At 68.8% G+C, this 18,880-nt stretch carries 16 protein-coding genes; 13 read left to right on the top strand and 3 right to left on the bottom strand.

Going from position 1 to position 18,880, the window contains the following annotated elements; genetic code table 11:
• Positions 1-41: 41 nt before the first annotated feature.
• Positions 42-2,567: an HWE histidine kinase domain-containing protein gene (locus tag ABAZ39_RS30095; RefSeq protein WP_308217027.1), complete on the bottom strand. Its 2,526-nt coding sequence runs from the start codon at positions 2,565-2,567 to the stop codon at positions 42-44.
• Between the two features lie 518 nt (positions 2,568-3,085).
• On the opposite strand from ABAZ39_RS30095, the gene pyk reads away from it, so the two are divergent.
• From pyk to ABAZ39_RS33570, 10 genes are all read left to right on the top strand, one after another.
• Positions 3,086-4,624 carry a pyruvate kinase gene (pyk, locus tag ABAZ39_RS30090; RefSeq protein ID WP_040137963.1) on the top strand — a complete coding sequence of 513 codons (1,539 nt, stop codon included), beginning with the start codon at positions 3,086-3,088 and terminating at the stop codon, positions 4,622-4,624.
• A 67-nt stretch (positions 4,625-4,691) separates the two neighbouring features.
• Complete coding sequence (pflA, locus tag ABAZ39_RS30085) at positions 4,692-5,471, top strand: pyruvate formate-lyase-activating protein (RefSeq protein WP_051658748.1); 780 nt, start codon at positions 4,692-4,694, stop codon at positions 5,469-5,471.
• Positions 5,472-5,499: 28 nt separating this feature from the next.
• Positions 5,500-6,417 (top strand): formate/nitrite transporter family protein, encoded by a 918-nt coding sequence (locus tag ABAZ39_RS30080; RefSeq protein WP_051658747.1) that lies wholly within the window; start codon positions 5,500-5,502, stop codon positions 6,415-6,417.
• Positions 6,418-6,550: 133 nt separating this feature from the next.
• Positions 6,551-7,498 (top strand): DMT family transporter, encoded by a 948-nt coding sequence (locus ABAZ39_RS30075; RefSeq protein ID WP_040137961.1) that lies wholly within the window; start codon positions 6,551-6,553, stop codon positions 7,496-7,498.
• Between the two features lie 73 nt (positions 7,499-7,571).
• Entirely contained in the window at positions 7,572-8,330 is a 759-nt protein-coding gene (locus ABAZ39_RS30070; protein WP_040137959.1) for a GntR family transcriptional regulator, read from the top strand.
• Positions 8,331-8,760: 430 nt separating this feature from the next.
• Positions 8,761-9,747: a TRAP transporter substrate-binding protein gene (locus tag ABAZ39_RS30065; RefSeq protein ID WP_103041702.1), complete on the top strand. Its 987-nt coding sequence runs from the start codon at positions 8,761-8,763 to the stop codon at positions 9,745-9,747.
• Positions 9,748-9,826: 79 nt separating this feature from the next.
• Positions 9,827-10,366 carry a TRAP transporter small permease gene (locus tag ABAZ39_RS30060; protein ID WP_051658746.1) on the top strand — a complete coding sequence of 180 codons (540 nt, stop codon included), beginning with the start codon at positions 9,827-9,829 and terminating at the stop codon, positions 10,364-10,366.
• Entirely contained in the window at positions 10,357-11,640 is a 1,284-nt protein-coding gene (locus ABAZ39_RS30055) for a TRAP transporter large permease (protein WP_040137958.1), read from the top strand. Before ABAZ39_RS30060 ends, ABAZ39_RS30055 begins: the two co-directional genes overlap by 10 nt.
• A gap of 88 nt (positions 11,641-11,728) precedes the next feature.
• Positions 11,729-12,406: a TerC family protein gene (locus ABAZ39_RS30050; RefSeq protein WP_040137957.1), complete on the top strand. Its 678-nt coding sequence runs from the start codon at positions 11,729-11,731 to the stop codon at positions 12,404-12,406.
• Between the two features lie 83 nt (positions 12,407-12,489).
• A complete protein-coding gene (locus tag ABAZ39_RS33570; protein ID WP_081863440.1) occupies positions 12,490-14,688 on the top strand; it encodes a methyl-accepting chemotaxis protein in 2,199 nt (732 codons plus the stop codon).
• A gap of 48 nt (positions 14,689-14,736) precedes the next feature.
• On the opposite strand, the gene ABAZ39_RS30040 is transcribed toward ABAZ39_RS33570, so the two are convergent.
• Positions 14,737-14,940: a hypothetical protein gene (locus tag ABAZ39_RS30040; RefSeq protein WP_014199687.1), complete on the bottom strand. Its 204-nt coding sequence runs from the start codon at positions 14,938-14,940 to the stop codon at positions 14,737-14,739.
• Positions 14,941-15,132: 192 nt separating this feature from the next.
• Between ABAZ39_RS30040 and ABAZ39_RS30035 the strand changes: the two genes are divergently transcribed.
• Together ABAZ39_RS30035 and ABAZ39_RS30030 are read left to right on the top strand one after the other, a co-directional pair.
• On the top strand, positions 15,133-16,176 hold the full coding sequence (locus ABAZ39_RS30035; protein WP_040137956.1) for a hypothetical protein: 1,044 nt from the start codon (positions 15,133-15,135) through the stop codon (positions 16,174-16,176).
• 129 nt (positions 16,177-16,305) lie between these two features.
• A complete protein-coding gene (locus tag ABAZ39_RS30030) occupies positions 16,306-16,629 on the top strand; it encodes a hypothetical protein (RefSeq protein WP_014199685.1) in 324 nt (107 codons plus the stop codon).
• 75 nt (positions 16,630-16,704) lie between these two features.
• Here the strand turns inward: ABAZ39_RS30030 and ABAZ39_RS30025 are convergent, their stop codons facing one another.
• Complete coding sequence (locus tag ABAZ39_RS30025; RefSeq protein ID WP_040137955.1) at positions 16,705-17,313, bottom strand: cold-shock protein; 609 nt, start codon at positions 17,311-17,313, stop codon at positions 16,705-16,707.
• 309 nt (positions 17,314-17,622) lie between these two features.
• Between ABAZ39_RS30025 and ABAZ39_RS30020 the strand changes: the two genes are divergently transcribed.
• Complete coding sequence (locus ABAZ39_RS30020; RefSeq protein ID WP_040137954.1) at positions 17,623-18,855, top strand: flagellar hook protein FlgE; 1,233 nt, start codon at positions 17,623-17,625, stop codon at positions 18,853-18,855.
• The last annotated feature ends 25 nt before the right edge of the window (positions 18,856-18,880 follow it).

The raw sequence follows: 18,880 nt of genomic DNA, 5'->3' as shown, positions 1-18,880 counted from the left end.
GCGGGCCGAATCTCCCGACGACCAGTCCTCCCGACGACCGGCTACAGCCCCCGCACCGTCTGGAGCCCCCGCCGCACTTGCTCCGAATCGTAGGGCTTGCGCAGGACCAGCACGTCGCGGAACTCCTCTGGGAAGATCGCGGACTCGCCGTAGCCGGTGGCGAACAGGAAGGGGATGCCCAGCTCGCGCAGCCGCTCCGCCACCGGGAAGGAGGTCTCGGTTCCCAGATTGACGTCGAGAAGCGCCATGCCCGGCGGGTCGTCGGCGATGGCGACCAGCGCCTGACGGACGCTCGCCACCGTCTCCACCCGCTCGGCGCCCAGCTTCAGCAGCATGTCCTCCGCGCTCATCGCGATGATCATGTTGTCTTCCAGAAGCAGCACCGTCCCGCCCAGCGGGATGTCTGCCGCCGCGCAGGGCGTCACCGCCGCTTCGATCACCGCCGCCGGGCGTTCCGGCGCCAAGCTGACATGGATGGCCGGTATGGTGAAGCGCGCCTTCAGACCGGCCAGGGCGTAGGTCACCGTCGCCTCGCCCTTCAGCTCGTGCGGGACCGAACGCTCGATGATGGTGGTGCCGAAGCCCTGGCGCGTCGGCGCCTGCACGGGCGGGCCGCCGCTTTCCTCCCAGCAGAGTTCCAATGCGTCCCGGTCGTCCAGGCTCCAATGGACCTTCACCCGGCCGCCGCTGTCGGCGAAGGCGCCGTATTTGGCGGCGTTGGTCACCAGCTCGTGCATGATCAGCGCCATCACCGACAGGGCCGGCGGCGACAGCAGCACCTCCGGCCCCGACAGGACCACCCGCTCCGCCCGGTGGCCCAGATAGGCATCGACCTCCGCCGCGATCAGGGGGCGCAGGGGGGAGGGTTTCCAGTTCTCCGCCGTCAGCTGGTCGTGTGCGCGCGCCAACGCCTGGATGCGACCGCCGACGATCTCCGCGAACTCCTCGACACGCGTGACCCCGGCCCGGCTCTGGACCAGCAGCGCGCGGACGAGGCTGAGGATGTTGCGCACGCGGTGGTTCAGCTCGGCGATCAGCAGCTCCTGCCGCTCGCGGGCCGTTCGGCGTTCCTCCTCCGCCTGGTCGGCCAGCCGCAGCACCACCTCCATCAGCGTGATCCGCAGGGAGTCGGCGATGCGCAGGTCGGCCTCCGTCCAGGGCTCCGACTGGCCGAGGACCGTCTCCTTCCACGCCTCGAAGCTCTTGCGCGGGGTCAGCCGCTGCCCGTTGGGACCGGCTTCCACCGGCTTGTCCGGGTTGCCGGCCCAGGTGACGGTGCGGACCGACTCCTTGCGGAAGAAGATGATGTAGTCACGCGGCTTGCGCGATACCGGGATGGCCAGCATGCCGGCGGCGCGCTCGGCGAAGTCCACGCCGGGCTGGTGGACCTGCGCGATTTCGCTGGTGGCGAAGACGCGGCTGGCGTGTGCCCGGTTGAGCATGCGCACCAGCCCGAGCAACTCCTCCGGCGTCGGGGTGCTGCCGTCCACAAGGGTCTGACCGCCCAGCACGATGGCGAAGCCGTCGCTGCGGATGTAGTGGCCGACCTCGCCGCGCAACCGCTCCAGATTCTCCATGGAGGAGGCGCCGTCCGCCATCACCGCCATGATGCGGGTGTGGAGCAGATGCGCCTTGGCCTCGTAGGCCTCCTCGCGGTCGCGCTCGACGCCCTCCAGAAGGAAGGAGAACATCTGTCCGTACAGCTCGGCCGCCGTGCGCCGCTCCAGCGACAGCCGCCGCGGCACCATGTTGTGGCAGGCGAACAGACCCCACAGCTTGCCGCGGCGCAGGATCGACACCGACATCGAGGCGGCGACGCCCATGTTGCGCAAATATTCGCAATGGATGGGCGACACGCTGCGCAGAACGCTCATCGACAGGTCGAGCGGTTCGCCCTCCGGTCCGAGGGGCGGCAGGATGGCCGCGGACGGGGCGTCCACGTCGTTGATGCAGCGCAGCCAGTTCCGTTCGTACAGCGCGCGGGCCTGCTTCGGGATGTCCGAGGCCGGGTAGCGCAGCCCCAGATAGGAGGGCATGCCGCGCACCGCGGATTCCGCGATCACCTCCCCCGCGCCGTCGCGGTCGAAGCGGTAGATCATCACCCGGTCGAAGCCGGTCAGCGACCGCAGCTGCCGCGCCGCCTCCCGGCAGCAGGAGTCGAAATCGGGGGTGCGCTGGAGCCGTCCGATCATCGCGCGGACCATGGAACCGACGTCCAGTTCGCTGTCCGGCTCGCTCGGCTCCGCCTCGACGATGATCGACTGGCCGGACAAATGGACCGCGATGTCCAGCGGCAGCGCGTTGGCCGACAGCTTCACCCGGAAGGCGCGCTCCACCGACCCGTTGATGAGGGAGAGCTGGAGCCGCCCGCGGATGGCGTGCAGCGCCTCCTCGTCCATCACCTCGCTCAGGGGAAGCCCCAGCAGAGCGTCGGGCTCCACCCCCAGCCACGCCCCGATGTTGGACGAGGCGTGCTTGACGATCCAATCCGTCGACAGCGCGATCAGGAATCCGCTCGGTTGGATGGACCCGACGAGATGGATCGGCTCCCGGTCGCAATTGCTCAAGTCTACGCCACCGTTCATAGCCGCACCACCCGCGTCATTCGGTCACCATCGTCATTGTTCCGGCGTTCCTCAAATTTGTCCCATGCATCCGGGTGGGCCGATGATTTGCCGATCCCTTGGCTTATTCCATGCCAACACACCGAAGCGGTCTTAAAGCACGTCGTGTCGGTAAAATAATCCAAAATCGAAGGGGGTCCAATACCATCCCCCTCGGCAAAAAGCCCTACACGCCGGCCAATCCATTGGGCGGGTGTGCCTGCGGCATTTTGGCCGAAGGGCCGCCCCGCCCCGCGAAACAGGCTTGCCTTTCAATCTGATATACTAGTATTTTATTTTGCGAAGGACAGACGCGCAGCCCGGCCGGCCCAAGCCCGCCCGCGCCGCGAGCGCATCCCCAAGAACCGCACCGACCGCCGCGCGCCGCACCGTCACGCCGGCCCTGGCGCGGCGGTCTTACCGATGAGCGCCCGCGCGCCGCGCCCACCGTCCCCGCCCTCTTTTGCGGAGCCCGTTTCGATATGACCGCCCCCACCTCCCCGATCCGCCGCTTCCGGCAGACGAAGATCGTCGCCACGCTGGGTCCGTCCTCCTCCTCGCCGGACATGATCCGCTCGCTGTTCGAGGCGGGCGTGGACGTCTTCCGCCTGAACTTCAGCCACGGCTCCCACGACGACCACGGCGCCCGCGTGCGCGCCATCCGCGCCCTGGAGCGCGAGCTGGAGCGGCCGATCGCCATCATGGCAGACCTCCAGGGGCCGAAGCTGCGGCTCGGCCGCTTCGCCAACGGTGCGGTGGAACTGACGGTGGGCCAGCCCTTCCGCCTCGACCTCTCCACCGAACCGGGCGACGCGACCCGCGTCGGCATGCCCCATCCGGAAATCTTCGCCGCCCTGCGCCCCGGCACCGACCTGCTGCTGGACGACGGCAAGGTGCGGCTGCGCATCGCCGCTTGCAGCCCGGACCACGCCGACACCGTCGTCGTGGCCGGCACCAAGCTCTCCGACCGCAAGGGCGTGAACGTGCCCGACGTGCTGCTGCCGCTGTCGCCGCTGACCGCGAAGGACCGCGCCGACCTCGTCTTCGCGCTCGACCAGGGGGTCGACTGGGTGGCCTTGTCCTTCGTGCAGCGGCCGGAGGACGTGGCGGAGGCGCGCAAGCTGGTCGCCGGGCGGGCCGCCCTGCTGTCGAAGATGGAGAAGCCGCAGGCCATCCAGCATCTGGAGCGCATCGTCGAGCTGTCGGACGGCGTCATGGTCGCCCGCGGCGACCTCGGCGTGGAAATGCCGCCGGAGGACGTTCCGAGCATCCAGAAGAGGATCATCCGCGAGGCGCGCAAGGCCGGAAAGCCGGTGATCGTCGCCACCCAGATGCTCGAGTCGATGATCGGCGCCCCGGCCCCGACCCGCGCCGAGGCGTCGGACGTCGCCACCGCCGTCTTCGACGGGGCCGACGCGGTGATGCTGTCGGCGGAAACCGCGTCGGGCTCCTACCCGGTGGAGGCGGTGTCGATGATGGACCGCATCGCCCGTCGGGTCGAGCACGACGACCTCTACCGCACGATGATGGACGCCCAGCACGCCGACCCGCAGGAGACGGCCGCCGACGCCATCACCGCGGCGGCGCGGCAGGTCGCCCACACCATCCACGCGGCGGCCATCGTCACCTACACCACCAGCGGGTCGACCACCCTGCGCGCCGCCCGCGAGCGGCCGGAGGTGCCGATCCTCTGCCTGACCGCGACCGTCGCCGCCTCGCGCCGTCTGGTGCTGGCCTACGGCGTGCACAGCGTTCTGACCGAGGACATCCAGAACTTCTCCGACATGGTGCACAAGGCGACCCGCATCGCCTACGCCCACGGTCTGGCGGAGGACGGGCAACGGCTGGTCATCACCGCGGGCGTGCCCTTCGGCATGGCGGGCTCGACCAACATCCTGCGCATCGCCTGGGTGGAGCGCCCCGTTCTTCCGCCCATCCATTCGGGGGCCGGATACTCGCAGTACGCGCAGGAGTCCCGGTCAGATCAATTGACCCCGGTCATGGCCGACGCCGGGGCCTGACATAGGATGGCACACAGCGCCGGTGTCGCAATGAAGCGGACACCGGCGCCCATTCACGAGGTGCCTCATGCTCAGCCCGATTACCCCCCAACCCGCGCACGCCGCCGGGACGGGCGCATCGGTCCGCGGCTGGGTCCATTCGGTGGAGACGGGCGGCACGGTCGATGGGCCGGGTTTGCGCTACGTCCTGTTCCTGGCCGGATGCCCGCTGCGCTGCCAGTACTGCCACAACCCCGACACCCGCCACATGCACGACGGGTCGCCGGCCCAGTCCTCGGACGTGCTGGCCGACATCGCCACCTACGCCGACTTCCTGCACCGCGCCCATGGCGGCCTGACCATCAGCGGCGGCGAGCCGCTGGTCCAGCCGGAATTCTGCGCGGCCATCTACCGCGGCGCCAAGCAGCTCGGCCTGCACACCGCGCTGGACACCTCGGGCTTCCTCGGCAGCCACGCCGACGACCATCTGTTGGCCGACGTCGATCTGGTGCTTCTGGACATCAAGGCGTTCAAGGAGGCCACATACCGCGCGGTGACCGGCGTGCCGCTGCGCCCGACCCTGGAATTCGCCGAGCGGCTGTCCGAGATGCGCAAGCCGGTCTGGCTGCGCTACGTGCTGGTCCCCGGTCTGACCGACCATCTCGACGAGATCGAAGGGCTGGCGGAATTCGCCGCCGGCCTGGAGGTGGTGGAGCGGGTGGACGTCCTGCCCTTCCACAAGATGGGCGAGTTCAAATGGAAGCAGCTCGGCCTGCCCTACGCGCTGGCCAACACCGAACCTCCCCCGCCGGAGCTGACCGAGCGGGTGCGCGGCATCTTCCGGACGCAGGGCCTGAAGGTCGTGTGAGACGCCGTACGAGACGAGGAGCACCTTCATGGACACGCATTCCTTTCCGGAGGCGAACCCACACGCCTCCCCGGCCATCTCCCCTGCCGCCGCCCCGCCCGCGTCCTCCCTCGACGCGCTGATGCCCGACGCCATCGCGCTCGCGGCGGAGAATCTGGGCGTCAAGAAGGCCAACTACGACGGTGCGACGCTGTTCGCCCTGGCCGTCCTGGCCGGCGCCTTCATCGCGCTGGGCGGCCTGTTCGCCACCGTCGCTATGTCGGGGGCGGAGGGCATGCTGCCCTATGGGGTGACCCGGCTGCTCGGCGGTCTGGTCTTCTCGCTCGGGTTGATCCTGGTCATCGTCGGCGGCGCGCAGCTCTTCACGGGCGACGCACTGATGGTCATGGCCTGGGCCAGCGGCCGGGTGAAGACCGGGCGGATGCTCCAGGTCTGGACCATGGTGTGGCTCGGCAACTTCGTCGGCGCCGCCGGCACGGCGCTGCTGGTCTTTCTGTCCGGGCAGTACGCCTTCGGCCACGGGGCGGTGGGCGCCTCGGCGCTCTACTTCGCCACGGCCAAGGCCGGGCTGCCCGCCGGGCAGGCCTTCTTCCTCGGCATCCTGTGCAACGTGCTGGTCTGCCTGGCGGTGTGGCTGGCGCTCGGCGCGCGCAGCGTGACCGACAAGATCATGGCGATCGTCTTCCCGGTCAGCGCCTTCGTCGCCGCGGGCTTCGAGCACTGCGTCGCCAACATGTATTTCGTGCCGCTGGGCCTGCTGATCGAATGGGGCGCCCCCGCCTCCTTCTGGGCCGATCTGGGCCGCGCTGCGCCGGTGATCCCGGTCGGGCAGTTCCTGCTGAACCTCGCCGCGGTGACGCTCGGCAACTGGTTCGGCGGAGCGGTGCTGGTCGGCGCCGTCTACTGGTTCATCTACCGCCGCCCGAGCCGCCGCACGGCGCATTGAGCGGCGTTGTTTGCCCCCACCCTGACCCTCCCCCGCTCCGCAGGGGAGGGGACCATTCTCCCTCCCCTGCGTCAGCGGGGGAGGGTCAGGGTGGGGGCAAGGTCAACCCATTCCTTCACCCCCCGGGGCACCCATGGCCCAGCCCATCCCCAGCCATCTCCAGGCGCGCAGCGGCATCGTCTCCATGCTGCTGGCGGTGTTCCTCTACGCGGTGCTGAACGCGCTGGCGAAGCATCTCGCGGCGGACTACCCGCTGGCCGAGGTGACCTTCTTCCGCAACGCCTTCGCCCTGCTGCCCGCCACCGCCATGCTGGCCCGCGCCGGCGGCTGGCGCAGCCTGCGCACGGAGCATCTCGGCGGTCATTTCTGGCGGGCGGCGATCGGCCTGACCTCGATGGTCCTGCTGTTCCTCTCCTACCACCTGATGCCGATGGCCGACGCGGTGGCGCTGTCCTTCTCCGCCCCGCTGTTCCTGACCGCGCTGTCCGTGCCGGTGCTGGGGGAGCGGGTCGGCCCTTACCGCTGGGGGGCGGTGGCGGTGGGCTTCGCCGGGGTGCTGGTCATCGTGCAGCCGGGAAGCGGCATGCTGAACACCGGCGCGCTGGTCGGGCTGAGCGCCGCCGTCGCCTACGCCTTCGCCATGATGGCGATGCGGCAGCTGGGGCGGACGGAGGCGCCGGTCACCACCGTCTTCTACTTCACCGCCTTCTCCACGCTGCTCAGCGCCTTCGCCCTGCCCTTCGTCTGGACGATGCCGACGGCAGAGGGCTTCGCGCTGATGGCGGCGATGGGGCTGGTCGGCGGCGGCGCGCAATATTTCGCCACCCGCGCCTACGCCCTGGCCCCCGCTGCGGTCATCAGCCCGTTCAACTACGCCGGAATCCTCTGGGCCTGCCTGTTCGGCTGGCTGTTCTGGGGCGACTGGCCGGGAACCCATGTGCTGGCCGGGGCCGCCATCGTCATCACCAGCGGCCTGCTGATCCTGATCCGCGAGACGCGCCGCCGGGCCGAAGCGGAGACGTGCGACACTTCGCCCAGGGTGTCCCACACTTTGCCACTCAGCACCGGGCGCAAACACTAATATATTAGCTTTCACACGTTCACCGGGGCGCCGGCCCATGTCCGCGCGACCCGCCTGTCTGACGAGGTGGCTCATGCCATCGGACACACTCACCGCCGCCGCGCCGCGGCAGCGCCGGCTTGCCACGGTCCGGCCCGCGCCGCGCTCCGCCTCTCCCATCTACCGCGACCTGCGGAACGACATCCTGGGGATGCGCCGACGACCCGGCGAGCCCATCGCCGAGGCGCGCATCGCCGCAGCCTACGGCGTCAGCCGCACCCCCGTGCACGAGGCGGTGCTGCGGCTGGCCGACGAGGGGCTGATCGACGTCTTCCCGCAGTCGGGCACCTATGTGTCCCTGATCCCGGTCGCCGCCCTGCCGGAGGCCGGGGTGATCCGCAAGGCGCTGGAGGAGGCCACCGTGCGGATGGCCGCCATCCGCGCCACCCCTGGCGACATCGCCCAGCTGCGCGCAGCGCTGGAGGAGCAACGCGACCTCTGCGCCGCCTGCGACCGCGACGGCTTTCACGAGGCCGACGAGAGCTTCCACGCCCTGCTCGCCGAGATCGCGGGATTCCCCGGCTTCTGGGTGCTGGTGGAACAGGTGAAGGTGCAGGTCGACCGCTGCCGGCGCCTGACCCTGCCCGTGCCCGGCCAAATGGCCAAGGTCATCGCCGAACACGACGCCATCGTGGAGGCCATTGCCGTCCACGACCGCGAGGCCAGCGTCGAAGCGCTCGGCGCCCATCTCGACGGACTGCGCTTGGCAATCGACGATTTGCGCGCCGCCGCACCGCTTTATTTCACTGACGCGCCCACCGCCGCGGGACGTCAAACCCCGCCCCGGTTTTAATCCACACCCGGCTTGCGACATTTTGGCATCACGCTTTCCAGCCTCCGTTTTGTGCTTGCCTCGAAAGCTGATATATTAATATAACTAGCGCAGCGGGATGTGGCACGGACGTGAACAACCGACGCCGCCCGCTCATCAGACAACACCAGGGCAGCCGCGCGGAAGAACACCGCGGCCGCTTCGGAACAAAGGACAAGAACCGCCCAGCTTCACCCCCGTCGGCACACGCCGATGGCGCCGGGATTTTGCGCCCTCATACCCTTCGGGGTTCTTTTTTGCCCTCGCCTTCGCAGCGCTGTTATTCGAAGCGCACAGCCGAACAGCCGGGGCCTCTTCCGAACTCTGCAACTTATTCGTTTGTCCATTTTCGGCGGGCCGACACCCCGCCTCCGCTCCAACAGGCACTTCTCCTAAGGCAGGAGTACGGTCCATGAAGAACACTTTCCGCCGCCTCGGCATGGCGCTGCTGGCCGCCTGCGCCGCAGGCGCGCTGCTCACCGCCCCGGTCTCGGCCCGCGACTTCCGGTCGGCCGACATCCACCCCGGCGACTACCCGACCGTCGAGGCGGTCAAATACATGGGCAAGCTGCTGAGCGAGCGCAGCAACGGCAAGCTCGGCGTCAAGGTCTACCCGAACGGCGCGCTGGGCAACGAGCGCGACACGATCGAACAGATCAAGATCGGCGGCCTCGACATGATGCGCATCAACGTGGCGCCGCTGAACAACGTAGTGCCGGAGTCGATGGTCGTCGCCCTGCCCTTCATCTTCCGCGACACCGACCACATGCACGCCGTTCTGGACGGCCCGATCGGCGACGAGATCCTGGCCGCCATGGAAAGCCAGGGGCTGATCGGTCTGGCCTTCTACGACAGCGGCTCGCGCTCGCTCTATTCCAAGAAGCCGGTGTCATCGCTGGCCGACCTCAAGGGCATGAAGATCCGCGTCCAGCAGTCGGACCTGTTCGTGTCGATGATCGAGGCGCTGGGCGCCAACCCGACGCCGATGCCGATGGGCGAGGTCTACACCGGCCTGAAGACCGGCATCATCGACGCGGCGGAGAACAACTACCCGTCCTACGAATCCTCGCGCCACTTCGAGGCTGCCAAGTACTTCACCCGCACCGAGCACGCGATGGCGCCGGAAGTGCTGGTCTTCTCCAAGGTCACCTGGGACCGCCTGTCGAAGGACGACCAGGCCGCCATCCGCAAAGCCGCCAAGGACTCCGTCCCCTACATGCGCAAGCTGTGGACGGAGCGTGAAGAGGCCTCCCGCGCCATCGTCGAGAAGGCCGGCTCCCAGATCAGCGACGTGAAGAACAAGCAGGAATTCATCGACGCGATGAAGCCGGTGTTCGCCAAGTTCGCGAACACGCCGAAGCTGCAAGGCCTCGTCCAACGCATCCAGGACACGAAGTAGGCAGGACACGAAGTAAGGCACGCGGTCGCGGCGCCGGCCAAGTCCGGCCGGCGCCGCCCCCCGCGGGAAGGACGGCATCATGAGCATCGAACTTGAATTGGAAGAGGTCCGCCCCCTCGCCGCCCCACGCTTGTTGACGCGGGTGAACGCGCGTCTGGCGCGGTCGGGGATGTGCGTGGCGATGGTCGGCCTGATGGCCATCGTCTGTGTGGTGTTCTATCAGGTCTTCGGCCGCTACGTGCTGAACGACTCGCCGACCTGGGCGGAGAGCCTGGCCATCGTGCTGGTCCTCTACGTCACCCTCATCGGCGCCGCCGTCGGCGTCCGCGACGCCGGACACATCGGCCTGGAATCCTTCCTCGTCATGCTGCCCGACGCCATCCGCCGCAAGGTCGAGATCGTCATCTACGCCCTCGTCGGCGTCTTCGGCGCCTGCATGGCCTACAACGGCTGGGTCCTCGGCAACTCCGTCGCCCCGTACTTCATCCCCAACCTGCACGTCTCCGAAGCCGTCCGCTACATCCCGCTCGTGCTCTCCGGCGTCCTGATCGTGCTTTTCGCCATCGAACACGTCGTCGCCATCATCCGCGGCGAGGAGGTCGCACCATCATGGAACTGACCATCCTTTCCATCAGCTTCTTCGGCTTCCTCGTTCTGGGCATTCCGGTCGCCTTCGCCATCGGCCTGTCGGCGCTCTGCACCATCCTCTACGAAGGCCTCCCCGTCGCCGTCATCTTCCAGCAGATGATGTCCGGCATGAACGTCTTCTCCTTCCTCGCCATCCCCTTCTTCGTCTTCTCCGGCGAGCTGATGCTCCACGGCGGTGTGGCCGACAAGATCGTCGCCACCGCCAAGAACATGGTCGGCCACATCCGCGGCGGCCTGGGCATGTCCAACGTCGTCGCCTGCACGCTCTTCGGCGGCGTCGCCGGCTCCCCCGTCGCCGACGTCTCGGCCATGGGCGCGGTGATGATCCCGATGATGAAGCGCGAGGGCTACCACGCCGACTACGCCGTCAACGTCACCACCCACGCAGCCCTGGTCGGCGCGCTGATGCCGACCAGCCACAACATGATCATCTACGCGCTGGCCGCCGGCGGCAAAGCCTCCATCGGCGCGCTGATCGCCGCGGGCATCGTCCCCGCCCTGCTGCTGATGGTCTGCAACCTGGGTGCGGCCTACTACGTCGCCGTCAAGCGCGGCTATCCCCCCGGCACCTTCCCCGGCTGGTCGATCCTGGGCCGTTCCTTCGCCGCCGCCGCCCCGGGCCTGCTCATCGTCGTGATCATCCTGGCCGGCATCACGTCCGGCGTCTTCACCGCCACCGAGTCCGCCTCCATCGCGGTGATCTACGCGCTGCTGCTCACCACCTTCGTCTACCGCACGCTGACCTGGGACCACTTCCTGGCGGCCGCCGCCAAGACGGTCAAGACCACCGGCGTGGTCCTGCTGCTGATCGGCGTCTCGACGATGTTCCAGTACATCATGGGGCTGTATCAGGTGGCCGAGATCACCGGCGAGCTGATGGCCGGCATCTCGACCAACCCGCTGGTCATCTTCCTGCTGATCAACATCATCCTGTTCCTGCTCGGCACCTTCATGGACATGGCGAGCACGATCCTGATCTGCACACCGATCTTCCTGCCCATCGCCATGCAGTACGGCATGGACCCGGTGCAGTTCGGCATCGTCATGCTGATCAACTGCGCGCTCGGCCTCAACACCCCGCCGGTCGGCACCACCCAGTTCATCGGCTGCGCCATCGGCGAGGTCTCCGTCGGCCAAGTCATGCGCTCCATCACTCCCTTCTACGGCGCGCTCTTCGTCACCCTCCTCCTCGTCACCTACGTCCCGACCTTCTCCCTCTGGCTCCCGCACATGCTCATGCGGTGACCGGGCGTCCCAACCGCCCCCGACTGCACACAATGGATACCGCGGGGCGCTCCGATCATCGGGCGCCCCGCCGCAATGGAGACGAATCATGATGACCGCCGAACTCTGGCCGCAACTCGTCGCTTTCGGGCAGGTGGTCGCCATCGACCTCGTTCTGGCCGGCGACAACGCCATCGTGGTCGGCATGGCCGCCGCCGCCGTCCCGGCGGAGCAGCGGCGCCGGGTCATCCTGTGGGGCATCAGCGCCGCCATCGTGCTGCGCATCATCTTCGCGCTGATGACCACGCAGCTTCTCGCCATCATCGGGCTGACCCTGGCCGGCGGCGTGCTTCTGCTCTGGGTCTGCTGGAAGATGTTTCGCGAGCTGCGCTCCCAGGGCGCCGACGAGATCACGCCGGAGGAGGCGCTGGACGCCCCCGACGTCCTCCCCGGAACGGCCTCGATCACCGACAGCACGGCCGTCGCCGCCGCGGGCGCCGCGACCGTCGGCGCCGCCGTCTGGCAGATCGTGGTGGCCGACGTGTCGATGTCGCTTGACAATGTGCTGGCGGTGGCCGGTGCTGCCAAGGAGCATCCGACCGTGCTCGTGCTCGGCCTGCTGCTCTCGGTGGCGTTGATGGGCGCCGCCGCGAACGTAATTGCACGTGTTCTGCACAAACATCGCTGGATTGGTTGGATCGGTCTTGCGATCATCACTTATGTTGCGCTCGACATGGTCTGGCGGGGCTCGAACGAGGTTCTGGCCCACACGGCCTGGCTCGGCTGACGGGAAGACAGGGATAAGGCCTGCCGCGGACGGCGTGCGGCGGCGCCAACGAGAAGCAAGACCGCCGTTGGGGAAGAGATGACATGTCCAAACCGTTAGAAATTGCCCAGGATAAGGCGGTGCGCCCAAGCCGGCTGGGGGGCGTTCAGGGGCGCCTGTTCACCGGTGTCGGCGCCGTGATGTGCTGCACGCTGGTCGCCATCGGGGTGGCGCTGACCGGATACGCCGGCTTCGGCCGGACGCTGCAGGTCATCACCGCGGAGGCCGTGCCGTCCGCGCTCGGCGCCCTGCGGGCGGCCCAGCACGCGGGCCGCATCGACGCGCTGGCTCCGGCCTTCCGCTCCGTCACCAGCAAGGAGGAGAAGGCGGATCTCGCGGCGCGCATCGCCATGGAGCGGCACGACTTCGAACGCGAGCTGCGCGATCTGGCCGACCTGGAGCAGAACAGCGCCAACGCCGCGTCCCACGCCGGCAATCCGTCCGAAACCGCCGCCGCCAGCAGCGCCGCCCAGGCCCTGCTCGCCAATGTCACGCTGCTCGATCAGGCGGCGGACAAGCGGATCGGGCTGAGCGACCGCCGCTCCGAACTGCTGGAGCAGGTGGTCATCGCCACGCGGCGCCTGTCGCAGCTCGTGGCGCCCTGGAAGTCGATCCACGGCAGCGGCGTGGACATGCAGCGCGCCGCCTTCCGGGACGACACCCGCCCGGCGGAGGAGCGGCTGAAGGCCGGCGAGGAGTATCTCCAGACCGAGGAGCAGCTCGCCATCGTCCGCGGCATCGACGACGGCGCCACCACCGTCCGCGGCCTGCTGACCGAAGCCGCCGCCAGCTTCGATGAAAACCGCCTGTCGATCATCGAGGCGCAGACGCGCATCCTCGTGACCACGATGACCGCCAACTCCGGACAGCTGCCCGAAGCCTCGCGCGAGGCGATGGCCGAGCCGCTGAAGGCGATCGAAACCCTCTCGATCGAGCCGAACGGGCTGATTCCCACCCGTCTGGCCGAGCTGGAGATCCTGAAGGCGCAGCGGGACCTGCTGACCAACAACCTGAGCCTGTCCGAAGCGCTGTCCATGGCGGTGGTCAACCTCGTGCACACGCAGGAGGGCGCCATCACCACCGCCGCCGAGGACAGCGAGAAGGCCCTGTCCAACGGCACGATCCTCCAGATCGGGGTCGGCGTGGTCAGCCTGCTGCTGTCGGCGCTGGTCATCCTGGTCTTCGTGCGCCGCATGGTGGTGCGCCGCCTGCTCACCCTTCAGGGCGGGATGGAGAAGATCGCCGCCGGCGACCTCGACGTGACGGTTCCGTCCGGCGGCCGCGACGAGATCTCCGCCATGGCCCGCACGGTCGAGGTCTTCCGCGAGAACGCCCTCGCCAAGCGCCGGCTGGAGGCCGAGCAGATCGAATCCGCCCGCCGCGCCGAGGAGGACCGCAAGCGCTCGCTGGAGGAGATCGCCAGCAGCTTCGAGGGGGCCGTCGGCAGCGTGGTCAGCCGCTTCGTGGCGGAATCCACCGAAATGGAGGAAAGCGCCCGCAGCATGTCGGTCACGGCGGAGGAGACCAACCGCCTCGCCACCAGCGTCGCCGCCGCCACCGAGCAGACCTCGGCCAACGTGGAGACGGTCGCCGCCGCGTCGGAGCAGCTCACCAGCTCCATCGAGGAGATCACCCGCCAGATCACCGAATCCACCAACATCGTCCGCGAGGCGATGACCCTGGCCGAGCGCGCCAACGGGCAGATTGGCGGCTTGGCGGACTCCGTGCAGAGCATCGGGCGCGTCGTCGATCTCATCAACGACATCGCCAGCCAGACCAACCTGCTGGCGCTCAACGCCACCATCGAGGCGGCCCGCGCCGGGGAAGCCGGCAAGGGCTTCGCCGTCGTCGCCAACGAGGTGAAGGCGCTGGCCGCCCAGACCGCCCGCGCCACCGGCGAGATCGCCGCCCAGGCCGCGGGCATCCAGAGCGCCACCGGGGAGGCCGTGCAGGAGATCCAGGCGGTCGTCCAGGTGGTCACCCGCGTCGGCACCATCGGCGCCACCGTCGCCGCGGCGGTGGAGCAGCAGAGCGCGGCCACCAAGGAGATCGCCCGCAACGTCCATCAGGCGGCGCTGGGCACCACCGAGGTGACGCAGACCATCGCCGGCGTCAACGCCGCCGCCGACCGCAGCGGCACCGCCGCCCGCACGCTCCTCGACAAGGCCCACGACCTCGCTGACGGCGCCAACGCGCTCAACCGCGAGCTGTCCGGCTTCCTCCAGCGCGTCCGCGCGAGCTGATAAGGACGCCCTTCCCCGCGGCAGTGCGCGGGGAAGGGCGTTTCTCCCTTACTCCGAGATCACGATCTGGCGTTCGCGCCCGCCCTTGCCGACGATCTTCAGCACGCGGCGGCCGCGCTCGTCGCGGCTGGATTCGTCCAGGACGACCCGCCCCAGCGCAGCCAGCAGGTGCAGAAGCTCGCTGTTCGAGGCCACGCCGAAGCCCTTGCGAAGCTCCGCCAGCAGGACCTCGGTCTCATCGCGCGTCGTCACGGGTCTTGCCCTCCGGCTTTTGATTGCGGGCTTCAGCCTGCCGTAGGACGGCCGCCGCTGTCGAGTGCCCTGAAAGCGCAAGACAACAGCTTGACGGGCGGCTTGCCAGCGCGCCCTCCGGCCACTACGGTCACTGCCCGTATCGTCACCCCCGCGCCCGACGGCGCCGGCGGACCAGTCAGGAGAGGCAGCATGGCAAAGACAGGCAACGGGCGGAACGGCGCGGGCAAGCCGACCACCGGAACCTTCACGGGCACGCCGGCGGAGCGCCTGGTCCGCTATTGGCGCAACAGCGACCGCCGCTTCGACGAACTGCTCGACGAGACGCTGGACGCCGGTCGCCAAGCGGTGCTGGAAGCCGCGCTGGACAAGCTGCGCGAGGAGGAACAGCCGGAGTTCCTCGACGAGGTGGAGACCATCGCCGAATCCGTCCGCCGCACCGACGCCCAGGGCGACGACATGATCGCCACCCTCTTCTGGCTGGCCGTGGAGGTGTCCGGCGACCTGTCGCAGCCACCCGCCGTGGAAACCATCGAAGAGGCGCTGGATTCCACCGGCCTGCTGGAAACCGCCGCCGACACGCGCCTGCTGCCGGTCTGGCTGGAGCCGGAAGCGCTGGTCTATCTGGAGGCCGCCGACCGCCGCACCCTGCTGCGGCGCATGCTGGATTCGACCGACGCGGCGCTGCGCTTCGTCCGCGAGGGCGACCTGCTGGCCGATCCGGCGGACGCCGGCACGCGGCTGGTCGGCGTCGTCGGGCTGATCGAGGAGGAGGCGGAAGCCGTCGAGGCCGCCGGCGAGGATGCGGTTCCCGATTTCCTCGGGCTGGCCCGCATCGGCGAGGACGGCGAACCCGAACTCGACCCCGCCGAGGAGACCCGCATCCGCGAGGCGCTGACCCGTTTCACGGCGGCCATCCAGGGCGCCGACCCGCGCGTCCAGCGCTGCGAGCCGGCCGGTGGGCTGAACGACCTGCTCGACCTGATCGCCGAGGCCGATTGGACGGACAATGGCGAACTGGCGGAACTCGCCTCCTTCATCGACGTGGCGAGCGACGAGACGGCGGACGCCGTGGTAGACGCGGTGGTGACCAGCACCGCGCACGGCCTGTTCGTCCGCGCCTTCAACGCCGACGGGCGGCTGCTGGACGAGCGGGCCTTCACCCTGCAGGGCGACGAGGCCGCCCAGGCCGTCACCCTGCTCCAGCAGCGCTGCCGGAGCGTGACCAAGGAGTAAAAAGAGGCGGTTCCCGGGCGTCTTGTGACGGGACGCCCCTTCGCCACCCTGTTGTTCGGCGCGGAAATCGGGTACACCCCTATTGGCAACCCGGTTTCCTGTCCCCACCCCAGTCTTGGAGCTTCTTCGATGCGCGACCAGTCACTCTCCATCGCCGAGGCGGCGGCCTGGCTGAAGTGCTCGGAAGCCGAGGTGGAGGAACTTGTGCAGGCGGGCCGGCTGCGCGCCGACCGGATGGAGCCGGCGATCGACCGGATCTCGCTCAACACCGTCATCGTCCTGGCGGAGAGCCTGCCGGTCGAACGCCGCATCTTCGAGGTGCGCGAGGCCGCCGGGCGGATGGACTCCTCCGAATCCCGCGGCCACTACCCGTCCCGCCCTTCCGGCGGCATGGACCAGCGCCCGCCGGTGGTGGTGGAACGCCGCCCCTCGCGATCCTTCACCCCCCGCTGACGGCGGCAGCCAAAGCCAGGGCTTGAATCAGGCGCCGCCGGGCGGATACCCCGACGGCGCCCGAGTTCTGTCAGCTCAGACCAGTTCGACGCGCAGCGCGGTCGGGCCGCCGTCGCCCGGCACGGCGACGAAACGCACGTCCTCGCCGTCGGCCACCACTTCCAACCCGGACTGGCGCAGGATTGCGCGGTCGAAATAGACGCCGATGCCCGTCTCGTCGTCCCACGGGTCGATCAGGCCGGACTGGCTGTCCAGATTGTACCAGCGCACGGTGCCGTAGATCATCTCACCGGTGGGCACCGGCATCAGGGCCGGGGCCGACCGCTCGCGCCGCGGCTTGGGCTCGCGGATGGCCGCCGGGGCGGCGGGGCGCACGGCCTGGGGATCGCCGCCCTCCGGCTGGCGCTGGCGGCGCTGCTTCGGCGCGCGGGCCGGCTTGGCCTCCGCCGGGTCCGCGGGGGTGATGGAATGGATGGCCACGACCTGCGGCCCCTTCGGGGTCTCGGCGATGTCGCAGACGAGGCCGGTGCCCTCGGTCAGCGACACCTCGCCCAGCGAGGCGAGAACCCGGGAATGCAGAAACGCCTCACCGCTTCCGTCGGCGAAGCGGACGAAGCCGAAGCCCTTGTCGGCCTTGTACCATTTGACGACCGCCGTAACCTGCTGCTTTTGCTCTTCGCTCACTCTGGACACTCGATGCATGGAGGACAACCGGTCCAACAGTGACCGGATTTGTCGATCCGCGCAATGCGGCATCCGTTCGCCGCCCCCGCAATCGCACTTCGGTTCCACCCTTTCCCACGGGAAGGAGCCGCCCCCGGCCGCCGGCCCAACGGACCACCGCAGCAAAAGAGCGGAAAATTTTAAGTAAACGCACAAAAACGCTCTTTAAATCCGCTTTAAAAGCCGCCCTGTACTCTCCCCTCCGAAGTCCATCGCGGAGAATCCCGTGGCTCGCTTCCGGCCCAACCGATTTAGGATGAGGATCTCCCGATGAGCCTGTTCAGCGCCATGCGGTCCGGTGTGAGCGGCATGTCCGCGCAAAGCTCGCGGATGGCCGCCATTTCGGACAACATCAGCAACTCCGCCACCATCGGCTACAAGCGCGCCGCGGTCGACTTCTCGACGCTGATGACCTCCTCCGGCTCGACGAGCAACTACTCCGCGGGCGGCGTCCGCTCCAACGTGCATTATCAGGTGTTGAAGGACGGGACCATCCAGGGCACCCAGTCCGCCACCGACATGGCCATCGAGGGGCGCGGCTTCTTCGTCGTCGCCGACAACGCCGGCACCACCGGAACCTCGCCCGGCTACGCGCTGACCCGCGCCGGCAGTTTCCTGCCCGACGACCAGGGCTTCCTGCGCAACAGCGCCGGCCAGTATCTCCAGGCCTGGAAGCTGGGCCCGGACGGCAGCCTGCCCGCTGTGAACCGCAGCAGCTTCGACGGGCTGAGCGCCGTCTCCATCGCCGGGCTGGCCTATGGCGGCAGCAAGACGACGCAGATGAGCTTCGCCGGCAACCTGCCGGCCCAGGCCACGGACGGCACCAGCTTCGACACCTCCACCTCGCTCTACGACGGGCTCGGCAACCCGCTCGACGTCACGATGACCTGGACGAAGACGGCCAACCCGAACGAATGGACGCTGTCGGTCACGCCGCCCGCCGGCTACACCGCGACGCTGTCGACCAACACCGTCACCTTCAACACCACGGGCGCCAACGCCGGCCTGCCGGCGGGTGCCCTGCCGCAGATCACGCTGACCTCGCCGGCCAACCCGACGCCGGACACCGTCAACGTCACGGTCGGCAACCTGACGCAGCTCAACGGCGATTACGTGCCGCAGTTCATGGGCGACGGCGCCCGCGCCGGCCGCGTCAGCACCGTGGACATCGACAAGGCGGGCACGCTGTGGGCCGTCTACGACAACGGCGCCCGCCAGCCGCTCTATCAGGTGCCGGTCGCCGATGTGGTCAACCCCGGCGGGCTGGTCCCGCAGGACGGCAACACCTACACGCTGGGCATCGACAGCGGCACGATGACGCTGAGCAACGGCAACAGCGGCACCGCCGGCTCGGTCGCCGGCTACGCGCTGGAGCAGTCGAACGTCGACATCGCGGAGGAGCTGGTGTCGCTGATCGAGACGCAGCGCGCCTACTCCTCCAACGCCACGCTGGTGCGCACCGCCGACGAGATGGTGGACGAAACCACCCGTCTGAAGCGCTGACGGACGGGAAAGGGGATAGCCCGCC

Source organism: Azospirillum argentinense, assembly GCF_000632475.1.
Lineage (GTDB): Bacteria > Pseudomonadota > Alphaproteobacteria > Azospirillales > Azospirillaceae > Azospirillum > Azospirillum baldaniorum.
The sequence above is the reverse complement of the archived record's forward strand: the minus strand, read 5'-3'. Positions and strand labels throughout refer to the sequence as shown.